The sequence below is a fragment of the Sphingobacterium sp. WM genome, assembly GCF_029542465.1.
Lineage (GTDB): Bacteria > Bacteroidota > Bacteroidia > Sphingobacteriales > Sphingobacteriaceae > Sphingobacterium > Sphingobacterium cellulitidis.
On the sequence record NZ_CP120709.1, the window covers coordinates 1123195 to 1141266 of the forward strand.

The window sequence follows — 18072 nt, forward strand, 5'->3', positions numbered from 1 at the left end:
TTCCTGACCTTGTTCGAATTTTTTCGGCCGAGGTCCGGCGGATCTGCGGGGGATCTGCGCTAGTGAAGCGCCGGAATGTCGAATTTTGTAGGAACTCCTCCCGAAGTATTTCCGATAATGATTGGGTATATAGATACCAATGGAAATCATATGCGAAAGAACCTACGCTAATATTTGACCAGAATGTATCCCAAACCTATAAGAGCTTCCAACCTCCCTTTTCTACCGTTCATGCCCCCGGAATACCTCCTGGGCAATGAAAATGCAACCTTCCTGAAAATTTATCGTGCAATGTGCTAGCGAGTTACGGTATGCTGCCAAAAATTGTTGCTGGGATGTCTTGGAAGTATGGATGTTTTGTCCCTATCTTTGCACCACTCCGCAAGGGAGGGACGGCTGAAAGGCCACTGACAACAGGGAATGGAACACGGCGAAAAAGGGGTCACATCCAATGCAGCCGGATCTTTTGAAAAAGCGCCTCAAAATTATTTTAAAATAAATTTTGCGGAATCAAAAAAGGTTTCTACCTTTGCAGTCCCAACCGAGGGAAACAGCAATGAGCGCGATGCTCGGAGCGACAAGAAAATGACAGATTGTAGCCTTCAGCGATGAGGGATCCACAACATAAAAAGCCGAAGCGAGATGCCCAGGCGATATAAGTTCTTTAAATGATCATGTAGCGCAGCGACTCGTACGAGAGTACGATAGCTGAACAAAGATTTTAAGAAATCAATTCAGATATCCCGGAGCGGGAGGAAAACATTAAAACAAGACAATTCTATTTATTATAAATAGTCTTGATCTTACACTTCATTTTACAATGGAGAGTTTGATCCTGGCTCAGGATGAACGCTAGCGGCAGGCCTAATACATGCAAGTCGGACGGGATCCAGTTGGTAGCTTGCTACCGGCTGGTGAGAGTGGCGCACGGGTGCGTAACGCGTGAGCAACCTACCCATATCAGGGGGATAGCCCGAAGAAATTCGGATTAACACCGCATGACACAAATTGACCGCATGGTTTATTTGTCAAATATTCATAGGATATGGATGGGCTCGCGTGACATTAGCTAGTTGGTGGGGTAACGGCCCACCAAGGCGACGATGTCTAGGGGCTCTGAGAGGAGAATCCCCCACACTGGTACTGAGACACGGACCAGACTCCTACGGGAGGCAGCAGTAAGGAATATTGGTCAATGGGGGCAACCCTGAACCAGCCATGCCGCGTGCAGGATGACTGCCCTATGGGTTGTAAACTGCTTTTGTTAGGGAATAAACCCCACTACGTGTAGTGGGCTGAATGTACCTAAAGAATAAGGATCGGCTAACTCCGTGCCAGCAGCCGCGGTAATACGGAGGATCCGAGCGTTATCCGGATTTATTGGGTTTAAAGGGTGCGTAGGCGGCACTTTAAGTCAGGGGTGAAAGACGGCAGCTCAACTGTCGCAGTGCCCTTGATACTGAAGTGCTTGAATGCGGTTGAAGACGGCGGAATGAGACAAGTAGCGGTGAAATGCATAGATATGTCTCAGAACACCGATTGCGAAGGCAGCTGTCTAAGCCGTTATTGACGCTGATGCACGAAAGCGTGGGGATCGAACAGGATTAGATACCCTGGTAGTCCACGCCCTAAACGATGATGACTCGATGTTTGCGATATACCGTAAGCGTCCAAGCGAAAGCGTTAAGTCATCCACCTGGGGAGTACGCCCGCAAGGGTGAAACTCAAAGGAATTGACGGGGGCCCGCACAAGCGGAGGAGCATGTGGTTTAATTCGATGATACGCGAGGAACCTTACCCGGGCTTGAAAGTTACTGAAGGATGCAGAGACGCATCCGTCCTTCGGGACAGGAAACTAGGTGCTGCATGGCTGTCGTCAGCTCGTGCCGTGAGGTGTTGGGTTAAGTCCCGCAACGAGCGCAACCCCTATGTTTAGTTGCCAGCACGTCAAGGTGGGGACTCTAAACAGACTGCCTGCGCAAGCAGAGAGGAAGGCGGGGACGACGTCAAGTCATCATGGCCCTTACGTCCGGGGCTACACACGTGCTACAATGGATGGTACAGCGGGCAGCTACACAGCAATGTGATGCCAATCTCGAAAAGCCATTCACAGTTCGGATCGGGGTCTGCAACTCGACCCCGTGAAGTTGGATTCGCTAGTAATCGCGTATCAGCAATGACGCGGTGAATACGTTCCCGGGCCTTGTACACACCGCCCGTCAAGCCATGAAAGCTGGGGGTACCTAAAGCATGTAACCGCAAGGAGCGTGTTAGGGTAAAACCGGTAATTGGGGCTAAGTCGTAACAAGGTAGCCGTACCGGAAGGTGCGGCTGGAATACCTCCTTTCTAGAGCCCGCTCTGGGATCGCTGCGCGACATACATGATCGTATAGAAAAAAAAGACATTCAGAAGAAAGTGCCCACCCTGTGGGGAGTGATTAGTAGTTAGTATTTAGTATTTAGTATTTAGATATTGGCGACGAATAATAAAAACTTCCATACAGACGGTGACACCGAGAGATGAGAGAGATAAGCTAGTCCCGTAGCTCAGTTGGTTAGAGCACTACACTGATAATGTAGGGGTCAGCAGTTCAAATCTGCTCGGGACTACCATCACACGGGGAATTAGCTCAGCTGGCTAGAGCACCTGCCTTGCACGCAGGGGGTCAACGGTTCGAATCCGTTATTCTCCACAGGTCTGGGTCCTTATGGGACGGTTTTGGTCTAAATACCAAATACTAACTACTAGGTACTCCAGATAAAGAGTTCTTTGACATATTGGAAGAAAAGAGATTAACAAGAGAAGACAACAGAGGCATGTCGTCCAGCGATGGATGGCGGCCAATAAGCAACCTATCACTTAGCAAAAGGGGTGATAGCGTGAAGAAAGTAAACAAGGGCACACGGGGGATGCCTAGGCTCTCAGAGGCGATGAAGGACGTGATAAGCTGCGATAAGCCACGGGGATCGGCAAATGCGACTCGATCCGTGGATTTCCGAATGGGGCAACCCGGCATGTTGAAGACATGCCATCAAATGAAGCGAACGCGCTGAACTGAAACATCTAAGTAGGCGTAGGAGGAGAAAATAACAATGATTTCCCAAGTAGTGGCGAGCGAACGGGAAAGAGCCCAAACCAGTATTGTTACGGCAATACTGGGGTTGTAGGACCACGCCATTGGACTGTGCTATGAACTGGAAGCAGGTGGGAAACTGCGCGATAAGGGTGAGAGCCCCGTACAGGTAAAGAATGCAGCCATAGTGGTATCCTGAGTACCGCGGGACCGGAGAAATCCTGTGGGAATCCGCCAGCACCATCTGGCAAGGCTAAATACTCCTGAGAGACCGATAGTGAACCAGTACCGTGAGGGAAAGGTGAAAAGAACCCCGAACAGGGGAGTGAAAAGAACCTGAAACCGTGTGCTTACAAGCGGTCGGAGCGGAGTGATTCCGTGACGGCGTGCCTTTTGCATAATGAGCCTACGAGTTACTCTTGTCCGGCAAGGTTAATGGCTTAAGGCCAGGAGCCGAAGCGAAAGCGAGTCTGAACAGGGCGTATAGTCGGACGAGGTAGACGCGAAACCTTGTGATCTACCCTTGGGCAGGTTGAAGGTGCGGTAACACGTACTGGAGGACCGAACCGATAAACGTTGAAAAGTTTCCGGATGACCTGAGGGTAGGGGTGAAAGGCCAATCAAACTGGGAAATAGCTCGTACTCCCCGAAATGTTTTTAGGAACAGCGTCGGCATATGAGTCTAGCAGAGGTAGAGCTACCGATTGGGTGCGGGGGAGTCAAATCCTACCAAATCCAGACGAACTCCGAATGCTGCTAGATATGGCCGGCAGTGAGGCTTTGGGTGCTAAGGTCCAAGGCCGAGAGGGAAAGAACCCAGACCATCAGCTAAGGTCCCCAAATTCGTTCTAAGTTGAACTAACGAGGTCCGGTTGCCCAGACAGCTAGGATGTTGGCTTGGAAGCAGCCATTCATTTAAAGAGTGCGTAACAGCTCACTAGTCGAGCGGCCGGGCGTGGATAATAAACGGGCATCAAGAACGATACCGAAGCTATGGATTGCAATTTATTGCACTGGTAGGGGAGCATTCCATCGGGGGTGAATCCGCGGGGTGACCCGTGGTGGACCTGATGGAAAAGCAAATGTAGGCATAAGTAACGATAAGGCGGGTGAGAAACCCGCCCACCGAAAGACTAAGGTTTCCTGATCAACGCTAATCGGATCAGGGTTAGTCGGGACCTAAGGCGCATCCGAAGGGAGGCAGCCGATGGCCAACGGGTTAATAATCCCGTACTATTGATAACTGCGATGTGGTGACGGAGTAGTGACACTGCCGCGAACTGACGGAATAGTTCGTTGAAGGGCAAAGGTATTGGACCGGTAGGCAAATCCGCTGGTACAGCTGAAGCCCGATAGTACAGCAAACCCTCGGGGGCGCTGATAGCGCAGGTAAGCAGACTTCCAAGAAAACCCGCTAAGCTCCAGGTTATCAATACCCGTACCGTAAACCGACACAGGTAGTCGAGGAGAGGATCCTAAGGTGCTCGAGTGAATCATGGCTAAGGAACTCGGCAAAATGGCCCTGTAACTTCGGGAGAAGGGGCGCTTCCTCCACCTTCGGGTGGAGAAGCCGCAGTGAAAAGGCCCAGGCGACTGTTTAGCAAAAACATATGGCTTTGCGAAATCGAAAGATGAGGTATAAGGCCTGACACCTGCCCGGTGCTGGAAGGTTAAGAGGGGATGTCATCCGCAAGGAGAAGCATTGAATCGAAGCCCCAGTAAACGGCGGCCGTAACTATAACGGTCCTAAGGTAGCGAAATTCCTTGTCGGGTAAGTTCCGACCTGCACGAATGGTGTAACGATCTGGGCGCTGTCTCAGCCATGAGCTCGGTGAAATTGTGGTATCGGTGAAGACGCCGGTTACCCGCAACGGGACGGAAAGACCCCATGAACCTTCACTATAGCTTAACATTGAAATTGGGTACAGGATGTGTAGGATAGGCGGGAGTAATTGAAGCGGTTTCGCCAGGAATCGTGGATACGACCTTGAAATACCGCCCTTTCTGTATTCGGTTTCTAATCCCGCTGTGCGGGAGACATTGTTTGGTGGGTAGTTTGACTGGGGTGGTCGCCTCCAAAAAGGTAACGGAGGCTTTCAAAGGTAAGCTCAGTACGCTTGGTAACCGTACGAGGAGTGCAATGGCATAAGCTTGCTTGACTGTGAGACCTACAAGTCGACCAGGGTCGAAAGACGGACATAGTGATCCGGTGGTTCTGTATGGAAGGGCCATCGCTCAAAGGATAAAAGGTACTCTGGGGATAACAGGCTGATCTCCCCCAAGAGCTCATATCGACGGGGAGGTTTGGCACCTCGATGTCGGCTCGTCACATCCTGGGGCTGGAGAAGGTCCCAAGGGTTGGGCTGTTCGCCCATTAAAGTGGCACGCGAGCTGGGTTCAGAACGTCGCGAGACAGTTCGGTCCCTATCTGTTGTGGGCGCTGGAAGTTTGAGTGGATCTGACCTTAGTACGAGAGGACCGGGTTGGACGGACCGCTGGTGAACCTGTTATGCCGCCAGGTGTACGGCAGGGTAGCTACGTCCGGGATAGATAAGCGCTGAAAGCATCTAAGTGCGAAACTAGCCACGAGATGAGACTTCCTCATAAGGGTCGTTGAAGATGACAACGTTGATAGGTCACAGGTGTAAAGGTTGAAAGACCAAAGCCGAGTGATACTAATAGCCCGAAGCTTTCCAATGCGGATAGTTCTGTTGTCCTCTCTCTTTTTAACATCCTTTCTTCCAATAACATGTCAATTAGTATTTAGTAGTTAGTATTTAGTAGTTAGACCTTGGGTCTGCTATCAAGGAACGCTCGAAAGTACCAAAAAGATATTCAGGTGCCTATATCGGCGGTGTCCACCTCTTCCCATTCCGAACAGAGAAGTTAAGCCCGCCAGAGCCGATGGTATTGCCGTAACAGGTGGGAGAGTAGGTCGGTGCCTAATTTTATACGAAAGCCCGTTGTCAGAAGACAACGGGCTTTTTGTGTTTTCAGGGGCCTGGATGAATGGAACGGATGGCCCGGTCGGTAGGGGCGTATCGCATACGCCCTTTTGTATTGTTATTGGGTCATGGATTGACAAACATGTCGCCCCGCTGGGGCTTTATCTTGTTATATGATCCTTGCTACAAATATGTCGCCCCTAAGGGGCTTGAACCTCGTCAGCGGTGCAAGAAACTCCAGAGGAGTTTAATATTTGTAGAAAGGAACGTAACATGAAATATGCCCCATCCCAAAGCAATCGCTTTAGCGATTGCTTTGGGATGGGGCTCTTTGTTTTCTACCTTCGGGTTACTAATATTGAACCCCGCTGGGGTTCCTACACATATGCCGCCCCTACGGGGCTTGACCATCCAGGCCGCGAAATGCCTATCGGATAAATGAAACGCATTGTACGGGCGTATCGCATACGCCCTTTTTGTTGTAATATGGGTTTTATGGCCGTTTTTGAATTGGTTTTGGCAGGAGGGCGTATGCGATACGCCCCTACGATTGGCGGGCTAAAAATGGATTCTTCGCTACGCTCAGAAGGACAGGGTCATTGTGTCAGGGTCATGGGTTAAAAAAGGAGCTTCGGCAAGGCCGAAGCTCCTTTTTTAACCCATGACCTAATGTAATGATCTCATTGTCATTCCGCATCGAAGATGCGGAATCCATTTTAGGCGATATGTAGGCGAACTTGACGTTCCTCGAGGCTTGAACCTCGTCAGCGGTGCAAGAAACTCCAGAGGAGTTTAATGTTAGTAGAAAGGAACGTAACATGAAATAAGCCCGTCCGCAGAACTGCAATCGCTAAAGCGATTGCAGTTCTGCGGACGGGCTCTTTTTTTTCTACCTTCGTGTTACTAATATTGAACCCCTCTGGGGTTCCTACAAACATGTCGCCCCGCTGGGGCTGTACCTTGTTATATGTCCCTTGCTACAAATATGCCGCCCCTACAGGGCTGTGTCTTGTTATATGATCATTGCTACAAACATGTCGCCCCTACAGGGCTGTACCTTGTTATATGATCCTTGCTACAAATATGCCGCCCCGCTGGGGCTTGATCATCGAGGCCGGAATGCCAATCGGATAAATGAAACGCATTGTACGGGCGTATCGCATACGCCCTTTTATTTATTATTTGGTTATTGCTTGTCAAACATGTCGCCCCTACGGGGTTTAACCATGCAGGGCGGAATGCCTATCGGATAAATGAAACGCACTGTACGGGCGTATCGCATACGCCCTCTTAATAAACCCTAATATCATTATCTTTCCGCATCTCTGCTGAGGAATCTATTTTTGGCGATCTGAAGAAAAACATGTCGCCCCGCTGGGGCTGGACCTTGTAATACTTACAGGACAAATCTACTCCTCACTTCCTCTTGGATCTGATTGGTTATGAATAGGATATTGTATTTTTTTGGGAGATAAATCAGACAAAACAATAATTTAAAAATCCGTATCTTTGCTGTCCAATGGGTACACAATTAGATAATGGAGTCAAGCCTTATAATCATTATGGGGCTTATTTGAAGGAGAAATACGACGGTCAACGGGTGTTTAAAGTTATTGTTGATGGTAATTTTACATGTCCGAATCGTGATGGAAGTAAAGGTTATGGAGGCTGTACTTATTGTAATGTTGATTCATTTACGCCTGATACAGCAAGGAAGATTCCTTCTATTCGGGAACAGGTTGAAAATGGTATTGAAAGAGCTCGTAATAGTTATGGAGCAGAAAAATTTATCATTTATTTCCAGCCAAATACCAATACCTACGCACCGACGCATTTATTAAAAATGATGTATGATGAAGCCTTGAGTATTTGTCCTGAACATACTCTTGGATTGTCTGTTGGTACTCGTCCGGATTGCTTGGATTTTGAAAAGATTGCGCTATTAGAGAGCTATACGGATCGTCTTGACGTCGATTTAGAGATGGGAATGGAGTCTATTTATAATGATACGCTGGAGCGTATCAATAGAGGCTGTTCGCATGACGAGTTTATATCGACCATGAAGATGTTGGAAAATACATCTTTGGATTTATGTGTTCATACTATTTTTGGTTTTCCATGGGAAACGGAAGAGATGATGCTTAGATATGCTGATGAAATTAATAAGCAGCCTAAGATCAAGTTTGTGAAATTACACCACCTTCATATCGTTGAAGGGTCCATTATGGGTGTGAAGTATAAAAGAGAACCCTTCCACTTATTTAGCTTGGAAGAATACACTGAGTTCCTTTCCAAATTTATTCCCTTGCTAAGACCGGATATCATTATCCAACGTGTATTTGGGATTGCCGATAAGGAATTATTGATTGCTCCAAATTGGGGATTTCCGAAATCAGGCATCCAAACCAAAATTGATAAAGGACTTGAAGAGAGAGGTGTGAAACAAGGTTCAGCGTATAAAGAAGCTGATTTAACAATATAAAAAAAGGGTTGCAGTCTGCAACCCTTTTCTTTTGAAACATCTTGATGATTACCTCTCGACGATTGTTTTTAAATCGGCAGGAGAGTAATAGATTGATTTCAAAGTTTTATCATCGCCTTTACGGAAAACCAAGAATTTACCATCAATTTCTTTATAGTAAGATTCAACACCTTTTTCTAAATAATGTTGTTGAGTTTCCATTGCTTCTTGTTCAGTTTTACAAGCTTTACTCATGTTCGAACGTTGAACTTCATTGAAAAGGTCATTGAATTTATCCTTCAATCCAAATTCTAAGATAGCACCTGAAAGGACATATTGAATATCGCAAAGCGCATCCGCAATTTCTACCAGGTCTTTGTCCTTAATTGCTTCTTCCAGTTCTTTTAATTCTTCAGCGATTAAAGATACTCTCAAGTTGCAACGCGTCTCAGAAGGGATTGTTGGTTGATCTAAAATCGGATGCTGAAAAGTTTTATGAAATTCGGCAACCGAAGTTAAACATTTAGGGTCTGTCATATCAATTGTAATTTTGTTAAAAATACGAAAGTAGGGGCAAATAAAAAAGGCGCAATCTAGATTGCGCCTTGTATGCTATTTCATTAAGTGTTTTAATTGAATAATTTCCTTTTCCTCCAAATATCTCCAACGACCACGTGGAAGATCTTTCTTGGTCAGGTTTGCATAGACTACGCGATCTAGTTTTTCAACCTCATAGCCTAATGATTCAAAAATACGTCTTACAATCCTGTTTTTACCACTATGGATTTGGATTCCAACTTCCCTTTTTGAAGCGCCTACAACGAAGCTAACGTCGTCAGGCTTGATGAATCCGTCCTCTAGTTCAATACCGAATTGAATTTTATTAAAATCACCTTGTGATAAGTTCTTGTTTAATTCAACTTGATAGATTTTGCTGATGTTATTTCTTGGGTGAGAAAGTTTCTCAGCTAAATTGCCATCATTTGTAAGCAACAGAAGTCCGGTTGTATTTCTGTCCAATCGACCCACAGGGTAGATTCTTTCCTTAGTTGCTTTCGCTACTAAGTGCATTACAGTTTTACGTTCTTGAGGATCATCAGTTGTTGTGATATAATCTTTTGGTTTATTCAAAAGAATATATACCATTTTTTCACGTTTTAGGCGTTCGTTGTTATATCTAATTTCGTCCTTTGCAGGATCAACTTTAGTTCCTAACTCGGTTACCACCTCACCATTCACCGAGATTACACCTGCTTCAATCAGCTCATCAGCCTTTCTACGCGAACAAATCCCAGAGTTGGAGATATAACGGTTTAAACGAATTAAGCCATCATCCTCAACATTGAAGTTTTTTTCTTGCTTAGGTTTTCTGAAATTATCTTTGCGGAAATCTTTATCCGATCTACCTTCGTTGTCACGGTCAGAATTTCTTTTGCTGAAATCTCTGCCTTTCCCATCGAATTTTTTGTAAGGACGGTCTGAGTTGAAAGATTTCTCAAACTTACCATCTTTATTGAATTTAGAGTCTTTACTGAATTTTGAAGATCTTTTCGTTGCTTCTTCGCCGTATCTTGATTTTCTTTCAGGTCTTTCCTCTCTATTGAATCTATCTTCTTTATTGAATCTTTCTTCTCTATTGAATTTAGAATCTCTATCCTCTCTGTTAAATCTAGAATCTCTGTCTGGTCTAGAGTCTCTACTAAATTTAGAATCTCTATCTGGTCTAGAATCCTTACCAAATTTTGAGTTTCTATCAAATTTAGAGTCTCTTCCAAATTTGGAATCTCTGTCAGGTCTAGAATCTTTGTTGAATTTAGAATCTCTCGCGAATTTAGAGTCCTTGTTAAATTTAGAATCTCTTCCAAATTTAGCGTCTTTATCAAATCTGCCTTTATCAGAATTTGAGTCGCGATTAAATTTATCAGATTTGTAACTTCTTGATGAGTCGAAGGATGATTTATCGTCCTTTTTATTGTTCTTGAAGCCGTCGGAATTGCTTCTTGATTTTCTGGAGTTGTCCTCTCGACTGTTCCTTTTGCTATTGAATGGCATAATTCGAAAAAATGAGCCACAAAGATAGGCAAAATTTTGACTCATTCCACATTTAAGAGGAATACTTTAATAAATATTAGAAACTGTAGACATATTAGAAGGAAAAGGTCGGTTTGTTTGCTGTAGAGGTGTAAAAATCTAGTTTCTAGTAATTTATGTATTTTGAAGAATCTTAGCCGATTTAAGATGAGAATTTAACCTTTGAATTGTCATAATAAGCTATAAAATTGATGAGTTCTGGTAAATTTAGGTTAAACTTGCGATGAAATGCTCATAAAATACAGTGGAAATGTTACAAAAAAGGCGGATTTGTAAATATTGGTTTAAAGTTGTTTTAACGTAGATTTTACATGGTTTTAACTTTAATTAACTTTCTTTATTAATACTATTGTTTGTGCGTTAAAGTAATAAGCTGTACTTTTGGAGCTTGATTTTTCACCAAGCTACTTTTTGATCGGCTTTTAGGAGTTGCGTGGATAGGGTGGCAGTAAGGGAATGAATGGTTAAAAAAAGAGTATTATGTAGTAGTGCACTTTTGATGTTAATGTTAATGTCGAACTTGTACTCAAAACCCCAACCAGAGACGGCTGATCCTTTTAGAAAGGCATTGGACCTCTCGATGAGAGCCAATATTGCAGATGCAATGGCGACTAACAAAAAAGAGGCTGAAGATGATATTTACAGCCGAATTTCTTTTGCTGAGACCGATATTCCTTTAGAGGAGGTTACAGTAAAGAAAAAACTAGACAAGTACCTGAGTAGGTTTGCTTATCTAAAAAAGCCCACACATCAAATTCACAGAAAAGCGGATCAATTACTTCCCCGCATTGCGAAAATCCTTAAGAGTTACGGTGTTCCAGAAGATTTCAAGTACATTGCTGTAGTTGAGAGTAGTCTGAATCCTAAGACCACTTCCCACAAGGGAGCCGGAGGTTATTGGCAATTTATGCCCGCAACAGCGAGATTGTATGGATTAAAGGTGAATGGAAGTGTGGATGAGCGCTTAGACTTAATAAAGTCTACCCATGCGGCAGCAAAATATCTTAAATCACTACACAAAGAGTTTGGTGATTGGACCTTAGCAGCAGCAGCTTATAATGTAGGTGGAGGAAGTTTAAGATCTTCCTTAAGAAGACAAAACAAGGATAGTTACTATGACTTGAAATTGAATTCTGAAACTGCTGCCTATGTATATAAGATAATTTCCATGAAAGCAATTCTGGAAACTACATAAAGCGCGAAAGCCTAATTTTATGAACAATACCAAATCAGGAAACCTTAGGTTTCCTTTTTTTATGCCTAAAATTTTAGAATGCCTCACTTGGTTCCGTTAATTCGCTATTGATATTAATGCATGCAATCCTATTTGTTAAAAATTTTAATTAAGTTTAGGGTAATGAAATCCCTTATAGGGATTTTTTGTTTAGCAATTGAAAGAGAGATTGTGCTGGATGGGAGAAAACTAAAGAGAAGCTCTATGCTATATCCGAGATTTTTAAACATGCCGATTCAACAACAAGAACACACTAACCTGATATTGACCTCAAGCTCTTACCTTATTTTCTTTAGTTATACGATTTAGCGATTATTCAATTATTACAAAAAGTGATAGGAATCACATTTTCTTACTTCCCATTATCATTAGAATGTCATGGGTAGACTGCTAATTTTGAATCGTTAACTTAATATATAAGAATAATGCAGGTAGAGCAATTTAATTATGACAATAAGATTGTCAGAGATTTTGGAATCGCAACTGTAATCTGGGGGATCGTCGGAATGACTGTAGGGCTAATTGCGGCTTTGCAGTTAGTATGGCCAGAGGTAAACTTTGGACTTCAATATTCCACATTCGGACGTATTCGCCCTTTACATACCAATGCAGTAATTTTTGCCTTTGTGGGTAATGCCATATTTATGGGGGTATACTATTCGATGCAGCGGGTGTTAAAGGCCAGGATGTTTAGCGATGTACTTAGTAAGATCCACTTTTGGGGTTGGCAATTGATTATTGTAGCCTCAGCAATTACCCTTCCATTAGGGCTGACCACTTCGCATGAATATGCAGAAATGGAATGGCCAATTGACCTAGCGATCACCATTATATGGGTGGTATTTGGGATTAATATGTTTGGTACCATCATTCGCCGTAGAGAGAGACATATGTATGTAGCCGTTTGGTTCTACATTGCTACTTTCGTTACTGTTGCTGTATTACACATTGTTAACTCCATTCAGATGCCAGTAGGTCTGTGGAAGAGTTATTATGTTTATTCTGGCGTACAAGATGCATTGGTTCAATGGTGGTATGGTCATAATGCGGTTGCATTCTTCCTAACAACACCATTTTTAGGATTAATGTACTACTTCTTGCCAAAAATGGCTAACCGTCCTGTTTATTCCTATAAATTAAGTATTCTACACTTTTGGTCCCTGATATTTATTTATATCTGGGCTGGACCACACCACTTATTATATACTTCATTACCTAGCTGGGTTCAATCCTTAGGAGTAGTGTTCTCAATTATGTTGATTGCTCCAAGTTGGGGTGGTATGATCAATGGATTGTTGACCTTACGTGGTGCATGGGATAAGGTAAGAACCGAACCAGTTTTAAAGTTCATGGTTGTTGCATTGACCTGTTACGGTATGGCGACTTTCGAGGGTCCAATGTTATCCTTAAAACAAGTTAACGCAATTGCGCACTTTACAGACTGGATTGTTGCACACGTACATATTGGAGCTTTAGGCTGGAACGGATTTATGACCTTTGCAATCTTGTATTGGTTGATCCCAAGAATCTATAAGACTCAATTATATTCTAAGAAATTAGCCAACGCGCATTTCTGGATTGGAACCTTAGGTATTTTATTCTATGCGATTCCGATGTATTGGGCAGCAGTAGTTCAAGGATTGATGTGGAAAGACTTTACTCCAGAAGGAGTATTGAAATACCCTAACTTCTTAGCGACAACCTTAGAGATCTTACCAATGCACATGATGCGTGCGGTAGGAGGATTATTGTACTTGTCAGGAGTAATCTTGATGACATACAACTTGGTTAAAACTGTAAAAACAGGATCTTTGGTTGCCAATGAGGCCGCGGAAGCACCAGCGTTGAAACCAATTGAGAAATCAGAACCATCAGCACACCGTCGTTTAGAGCGTAAGCCTATATTATTTATGGTGTTGTCATTAATTGCCATCTTAATTGGTGGTATTGTGGAAATGATTCCAACATTTACAGTTGCTAATAATGTACCTAAAATAGCATCCGTAAAACCATATACAGCATTAGAATTAACTGGTCGGGATTTATATATCCGTGAGGGCTGTGTGAACTGTCACTCTCAGACTATTCGACCATTCCGTTCGGAAACGGCACGTTATGGTGAGTATAGTAAAGCTGGAGAGTTTGTTTATGATCATCCATTCCTATGGGGTTCAAAACGTACCGGACCAGATTTGCACCGTATTGGGGGTAAATATCCACACAAATGGCACTTTGACCATATGTTGGATCCAACCATTACTTCACCTGGAAGTATTATGCCGCCATATCCTTGGTTGATTGAACAAGATATCAACTATAAGTATTTGACTGGTAAGATGAAGGTGATGAAGAACTTAGGAGTGCCATATTCGGATGATGAGATCAATAATGCCGTTGAGCATGCACAAGCACAAGCGCAGGCTATTGTAAAGGATCTGGAATCAAACGATGTACAGGTAGAACCTACTAAGGAAATCATTGCTATGATTGCATATTTACAACGCATGGGAACAGACATTAAAGCTGAGCCGAAAGCTGCGGAAGATGCAAATAAAGTAGCAGAGAATAATTAATGTAACACAAAAAAGAAAGAGCTATGTGGAGACAAATCACAAATTTACATGGGGATGAGATCTATCTAATCATCTCATTGTTAATCTTCTTAACCTTTTTTATTCTAGTGGCAATCATGTTGTTTACCATGAAAAAGAGCTTTGTTGATTACATGAAAGGATTGCCCTTTGAGGAGTCCGACAAACTGAATGATAATTTACCTGAATCAGAACGTATATGAATTTAATAGTAATCATGAGCAGTGCAATTTCCGGGACGCTGGTAGCTATCGGAACAGGCGACTTATATAATGATATGTTCTATCTGGCAGTTTTCATCTTATTGATTGCTGTATTAATAGCAGCAATCGCCATCAATAGAGCATTGAAATCCATGTTAAAGGTGACCATGCCTGAGGTGGTAAAAGAAGAAGAAAGACTGGCTGTAGAGCGGAAAATATCGAGAAGAAACTATTGGAAAGGAACATGGAATTATATCATGGGCTTAAAGCCAATCGAGCAGGAGAAAGATTTAATTATTGATGACCATGAGTATGATGGAATTTCAGAATTGAACAACCCAATTCCTGTATGGTTTAATGCTTTATTTTATTCTTCGGTAGTCTTTGCGGTGGTTTACCTATTGATATACCAGGTATTTGGATGGGGATTAAATCAGGATCAGGAGTATGAGCGAGAAATGGCTAAGGCAGAAATAGCGAAGCAAGAGTATCTAGCACAGTCCGCGAACCTATTTGATGAGAATACCATTGAGGTTGATGAGACTGGTACCTTGGCAGCGAATGGAAAAGGAATTTTTGCAACCAACTGTGCGGCTTGTCACGGCGGAAGTGGTGAAGGTACAATTGGGCCGAATTTAACTGATAGATTCTGGTTACATGGCGGTGAGATTAAAGATATCTTTCACACTGTAAAATATGGGGTGCCAGAAAAAGGTATGGTTCCATGGGAACAAACCTTAACACCAGCACAAATTGCTGAGGTCAGTAACTACATCATCACCTTGAGGGACAGTAAGCCTGCAAATCCAAAAGGTGCTGAGGGGGAAGAAATCGTGAAGTATGAAAGTGAAGGTGGAGCTGCAGAATCTGCTGAAGGAGAAGCTCCTGCAGATAGTACAGCAACAAATTAAAAAATAGAATCATGGGAACAGTAGTAAATGAGTCCAACCAATCTAAACCAATTGATAAATCGAAAAGAAACTGGGTATATGCTAAAAAACCAGGCGGACATTTCTTTAATTATCGACAGGTTGTGGGGTATGGATTACTACTGTTCTTCTTTTTAGGACCCATTCTAAAAATAAATGGTAATCCCTTCTTGATGTTCAACATCATAGAACGGAAGTTCTCCATTTTTGGGAACATCTTTTACCCACAAGACTTTCATATTTTTCTCTTCGGGATGTTGATCGTGATGGTTTGTATAGTTTTATTTACAGCTGTATACGGTCGAGTTTGGTGTGGGTGGACCTGCCCACAGACGATTTTTATGGAGTTGATATTCAGACGGATTGAATATTTGATAGAAGGAGATTGGCTACAACAAAAGAAATTAAATGAAGGACCTGATACCGATGCCAAAGCATGGAAAAAGGTATTAAAACATTCCGTATTTTTATTGATTTCCTTTATTATTTCCAATCTATTTCTTTCTTATATCATCGGAATAGATGCTCTTTATAAAATCGTAACAGATCCGATTGAAAATCATATCGTGGGATTGATCTCCATTATCGTTTTTACTCTTGTGTTTTATTTTGTATTTGCCTTTGTGCGGGAGATTGTATGTACGAGGATTTGTCCATATGGCAGACTTCAAGGTGTTTTATTGGATGATAATTCAGTTACCGTAGCATACAATGTTCAGCGTGGAGAGCCAAGGGGGAAACAAAGGAAAGGATCTACAGAGGTTAAAGGAGATTGTATCGATTGTAATTTGTGTGTTCATGTTTGTCCGACCGGAATTGATATCCGTAAAGGTCCTCAATTGGAATGTGTTTCCTGTACTGCATGTATCGACGCCTGTGATGCTGTTATGGAAAAAATCAATAAACCTAAGCGATTAATCGGGTTTTATACGTTAGCCGAGGCAGAAGGCAAGGAAACTGAAGATACTGGTAAGAAAAGAAACACGAGAGCAGTGATTTACACCTCGATTCTTGTGCTGCTCATGGGAATTTTCGGATATATGATTTTCAGTCGTTCGGATGTGGATGGAAGGTTGCTTCGTGCCAAGGGAAGTACTTATCAAAAACGCGATGATGGAACCGTGAGCAATCTTTATACCTTGGAAGTTATTAATAAAACAAGCAAGGATTTGGATTTTGATCTTGTCAGTGCAACAGAAGGCGTGAAGATTCAAGTAGTGAATCCTATATCACATTTAAGTCGTGAGGGCAATGCGAAATTAAGCTTATTTTTAATAGCCGATCAAAAGTCAATCAAGCAATACAAAACAGATGTAAAGGTTGATATTAAGGTTGGGGATAAAGTATTAGAAACGATGGAGACTACTTTTATTGCTCCACCAATAAAATAAGGATATGAACTGGGGATATAAAATAGTTTTTGGTCTAGGGGCATTTATGCTTTTCATTATTGGCGCAGGGATTTATATGGTTAGTCATGACAATGATACCTTGGTTGAGTCAGACTATTATGAAAAAGGATTGAATTACGATGAAACCTTTCATAAGAAGGAGAATTTATTGAACGATCATGCTCGACCAAAAATTCAATTGCTGAAGGATACGCTATTGATTCAATTTTCGACTACCGGTAATGAAGGTAATTTGAATTTTAAGCGATTAGATGACAAATCACTGGATCTTCAACTGCCTTTTTTCAGTAAAACGAATCAGTTTAAACTGCCGGTTAGCACGTTTAAGAAAGGGAATTGGAATTTAGAGATTGACTGGGTTCATTCAGACAAGTCCTATATTTCGGATCACGCAGTATTTATTCAATAAGATGACTTATCATTATTTGGCATTTTTTATGGGGTTATTGGGAAGCATTCACTGTGCGGTGATGTGTGGTCCATTGCTTCTTGCCGTTCAAGCAGGACAAAGTATCTCATGGAAAACGACATTTAATAAGTTATTATATCAATTGGGTCGTATTTTGACCTATGGATTCTTAGGTTTATTGCTGGGATTACTTGGAAATGCAGCAACCATTCAAGGTTGGCAGCAAGGATTCAGCTTAGTTACCGGAATAATACTTTTTAGCATAGGCCTATTCTACATGTTTGGGAAAAGTTCAGGCAAACTTGTAGCTCTTCAAACGAAAGCCATTCAGCCATTTGCACGCTTTATGGGGCAGTGGTTATATCGTCCTGGAGGAAGTTTTGTTGCCGGAATATTAAATGGAATCCTTCCTTGTGGAATGGTTTATATGGCATTGGCCTCTGCTGTCAATGCAAATTCCTTAAGCAATAGCTTCCTATTTATGCTATTGTTTGGTCTAGGGACCTTACCCTTATTATTAGTCTTTTCATTTGCTGGGAATTTTCCAAAGCGGATATTCAAAAAGGGCTTTTCCACGGTTTTGCCAATTTTATTTTTAATCATGGGCGCCTGGTTTATTTTACGTGGTGCGAACTTAGATATCCCATATCTAAGCCCCTTATTACAGGTTGAAGGCGCAATGAATTGCGCTTAATAAATATTTCTTTATATCTTGTAGATAGT

At 42.6% G+C, this 18072-nt stretch carries 10 protein-coding genes, 2 tRNA genes and 3 rRNA genes; 13 read left to right on the top strand and 2 right to left on the bottom strand.

Annotation, left to right across the window (positions count from 1 at the left end; all coding sequences use genetic code 11):
* Positions 1-817: 817 nt before the first annotated feature.
* The 6 genes from PZ892_RS04825 (at position 818) to PZ892_RS04850 (ending at position 8501) form a co-directional block, all read left to right on the top strand.
* Positions 818-2347 (top strand): 16S ribosomal RNA (locus tag PZ892_RS04825).
* A 189-nt stretch (positions 2348-2536) separates the two neighbouring features.
* Positions 2537-2613, top strand: a tRNA-Ile gene (locus PZ892_RS04830).
* A gap of 6 nt (positions 2614-2619) precedes the next feature.
* Positions 2620-2693, top strand: a tRNA-Ala gene (locus tag PZ892_RS04835).
* A 190-nt stretch (positions 2694-2883) separates the two neighbouring features.
* Positions 2884-5772 (top strand): 23S ribosomal RNA (locus tag PZ892_RS04840).
* Between the two features lie 137 nt (positions 5773-5909).
* Positions 5910-6021 (top strand): 5S ribosomal RNA (rrf, locus tag PZ892_RS04845).
* The 16S, 23S and 5S rRNA genes sit together here with 2 tRNA genes alongside, the layout of an rRNA operon.
* Positions 6022-7538: 1517 nt before the next feature.
* On the top strand, positions 7539-8501 hold the full coding sequence (locus PZ892_RS04850) for a TIGR01212 family radical SAM protein (protein WP_094258172.1): 963 nt from the start codon (positions 7539-7541) through the stop codon (positions 8499-8501).
* Positions 8502-8549: 48 nt separating this feature from the next.
* Here PZ892_RS04850 and PZ892_RS04855 read toward each other — a convergent pair whose 3' ends face one another.
* Together PZ892_RS04855 and PZ892_RS04860 are read right to left on the bottom strand one after the other, a co-directional pair.
* On the bottom strand, positions 8550-9017 hold the full coding sequence (locus PZ892_RS04855) for a nucleoside triphosphate pyrophosphohydrolase family protein (protein WP_094258173.1): 468 nt from the start codon (positions 9015-9017) through the stop codon (positions 8550-8552).
* A 75-nt stretch (positions 9018-9092) separates the two neighbouring features.
* On the bottom strand, positions 9093-10532 hold the full coding sequence (locus tag PZ892_RS04860) for a pseudouridine synthase (RefSeq protein WP_277712918.1): 1440 nt from the start codon (positions 10530-10532) through the stop codon (positions 9093-9095).
* Positions 10533-11082: 550 nt separating this feature from the next.
* On the opposite strand from PZ892_RS04860, the gene PZ892_RS04865 reads away from it, so the two are divergent.
* From PZ892_RS04865 to PZ892_RS04895, 7 genes are all read left to right on the top strand, one after another.
* Positions 11083-11766, top strand: a complete 684-nt coding sequence (locus tag PZ892_RS04865; protein ID WP_169715222.1) for a lytic transglycosylase domain-containing protein — start codon at positions 11083-11085, stop codon at positions 11764-11766.
* Between the two features lie 464 nt (positions 11767-12230).
* Positions 12231-14378 carry a cytochrome-c oxidase, cbb3-type subunit I gene (ccoN, locus tag PZ892_RS04870; RefSeq protein ID WP_277712221.1) on the top strand — a complete coding sequence of 716 codons (2148 nt, stop codon included), beginning with the start codon at positions 12231-12233 and terminating at the stop codon, positions 14376-14378.
* A gap of 23 nt (positions 14379-14401) precedes the next feature.
* Positions 14402-14599 carry a hypothetical protein gene (locus PZ892_RS04875; protein ID WP_094258178.1) on the top strand — a complete coding sequence of 66 codons (198 nt, stop codon included), beginning with the start codon at positions 14402-14404 and terminating at the stop codon, positions 14597-14599.
* Positions 14596-15510, top strand: coding sequence for a cbb3-type cytochrome c oxidase N-terminal domain-containing protein (locus tag PZ892_RS04880; RefSeq protein ID WP_277712223.1), 915 nt, complete (start codon positions 14596-14598; stop codon positions 15508-15510). The genes PZ892_RS04875 and PZ892_RS04880 overlap by 4 nt, the downstream gene beginning before the upstream one ends.
* An 11-nt stretch (positions 15511-15521) precedes the next feature.
* A complete protein-coding gene (gene ccoG, locus PZ892_RS04885) occupies positions 15522-16919 on the top strand; it encodes a cytochrome c oxidase accessory protein CcoG (RefSeq protein ID WP_094258180.1) in 1398 nt (465 codons plus the stop codon).
* 4 nt (positions 16920-16923) lie between these two features.
* Positions 16924-17349, top strand: a complete 426-nt coding sequence (locus PZ892_RS04890) for a FixH family protein (RefSeq protein ID WP_182499046.1) — start codon at positions 16924-16926, stop codon at positions 17347-17349.
* A 1-nt stretch (position 17350) separates the two neighbouring features.
* On the top strand, positions 17351-18043 hold the full coding sequence (locus tag PZ892_RS04895) for a sulfite exporter TauE/SafE family protein (RefSeq protein ID WP_182499045.1): 693 nt from the start codon (positions 17351-17353) through the stop codon (positions 18041-18043).
* The last annotated feature ends 29 nt before the right edge of the window (positions 18044-18072 follow it).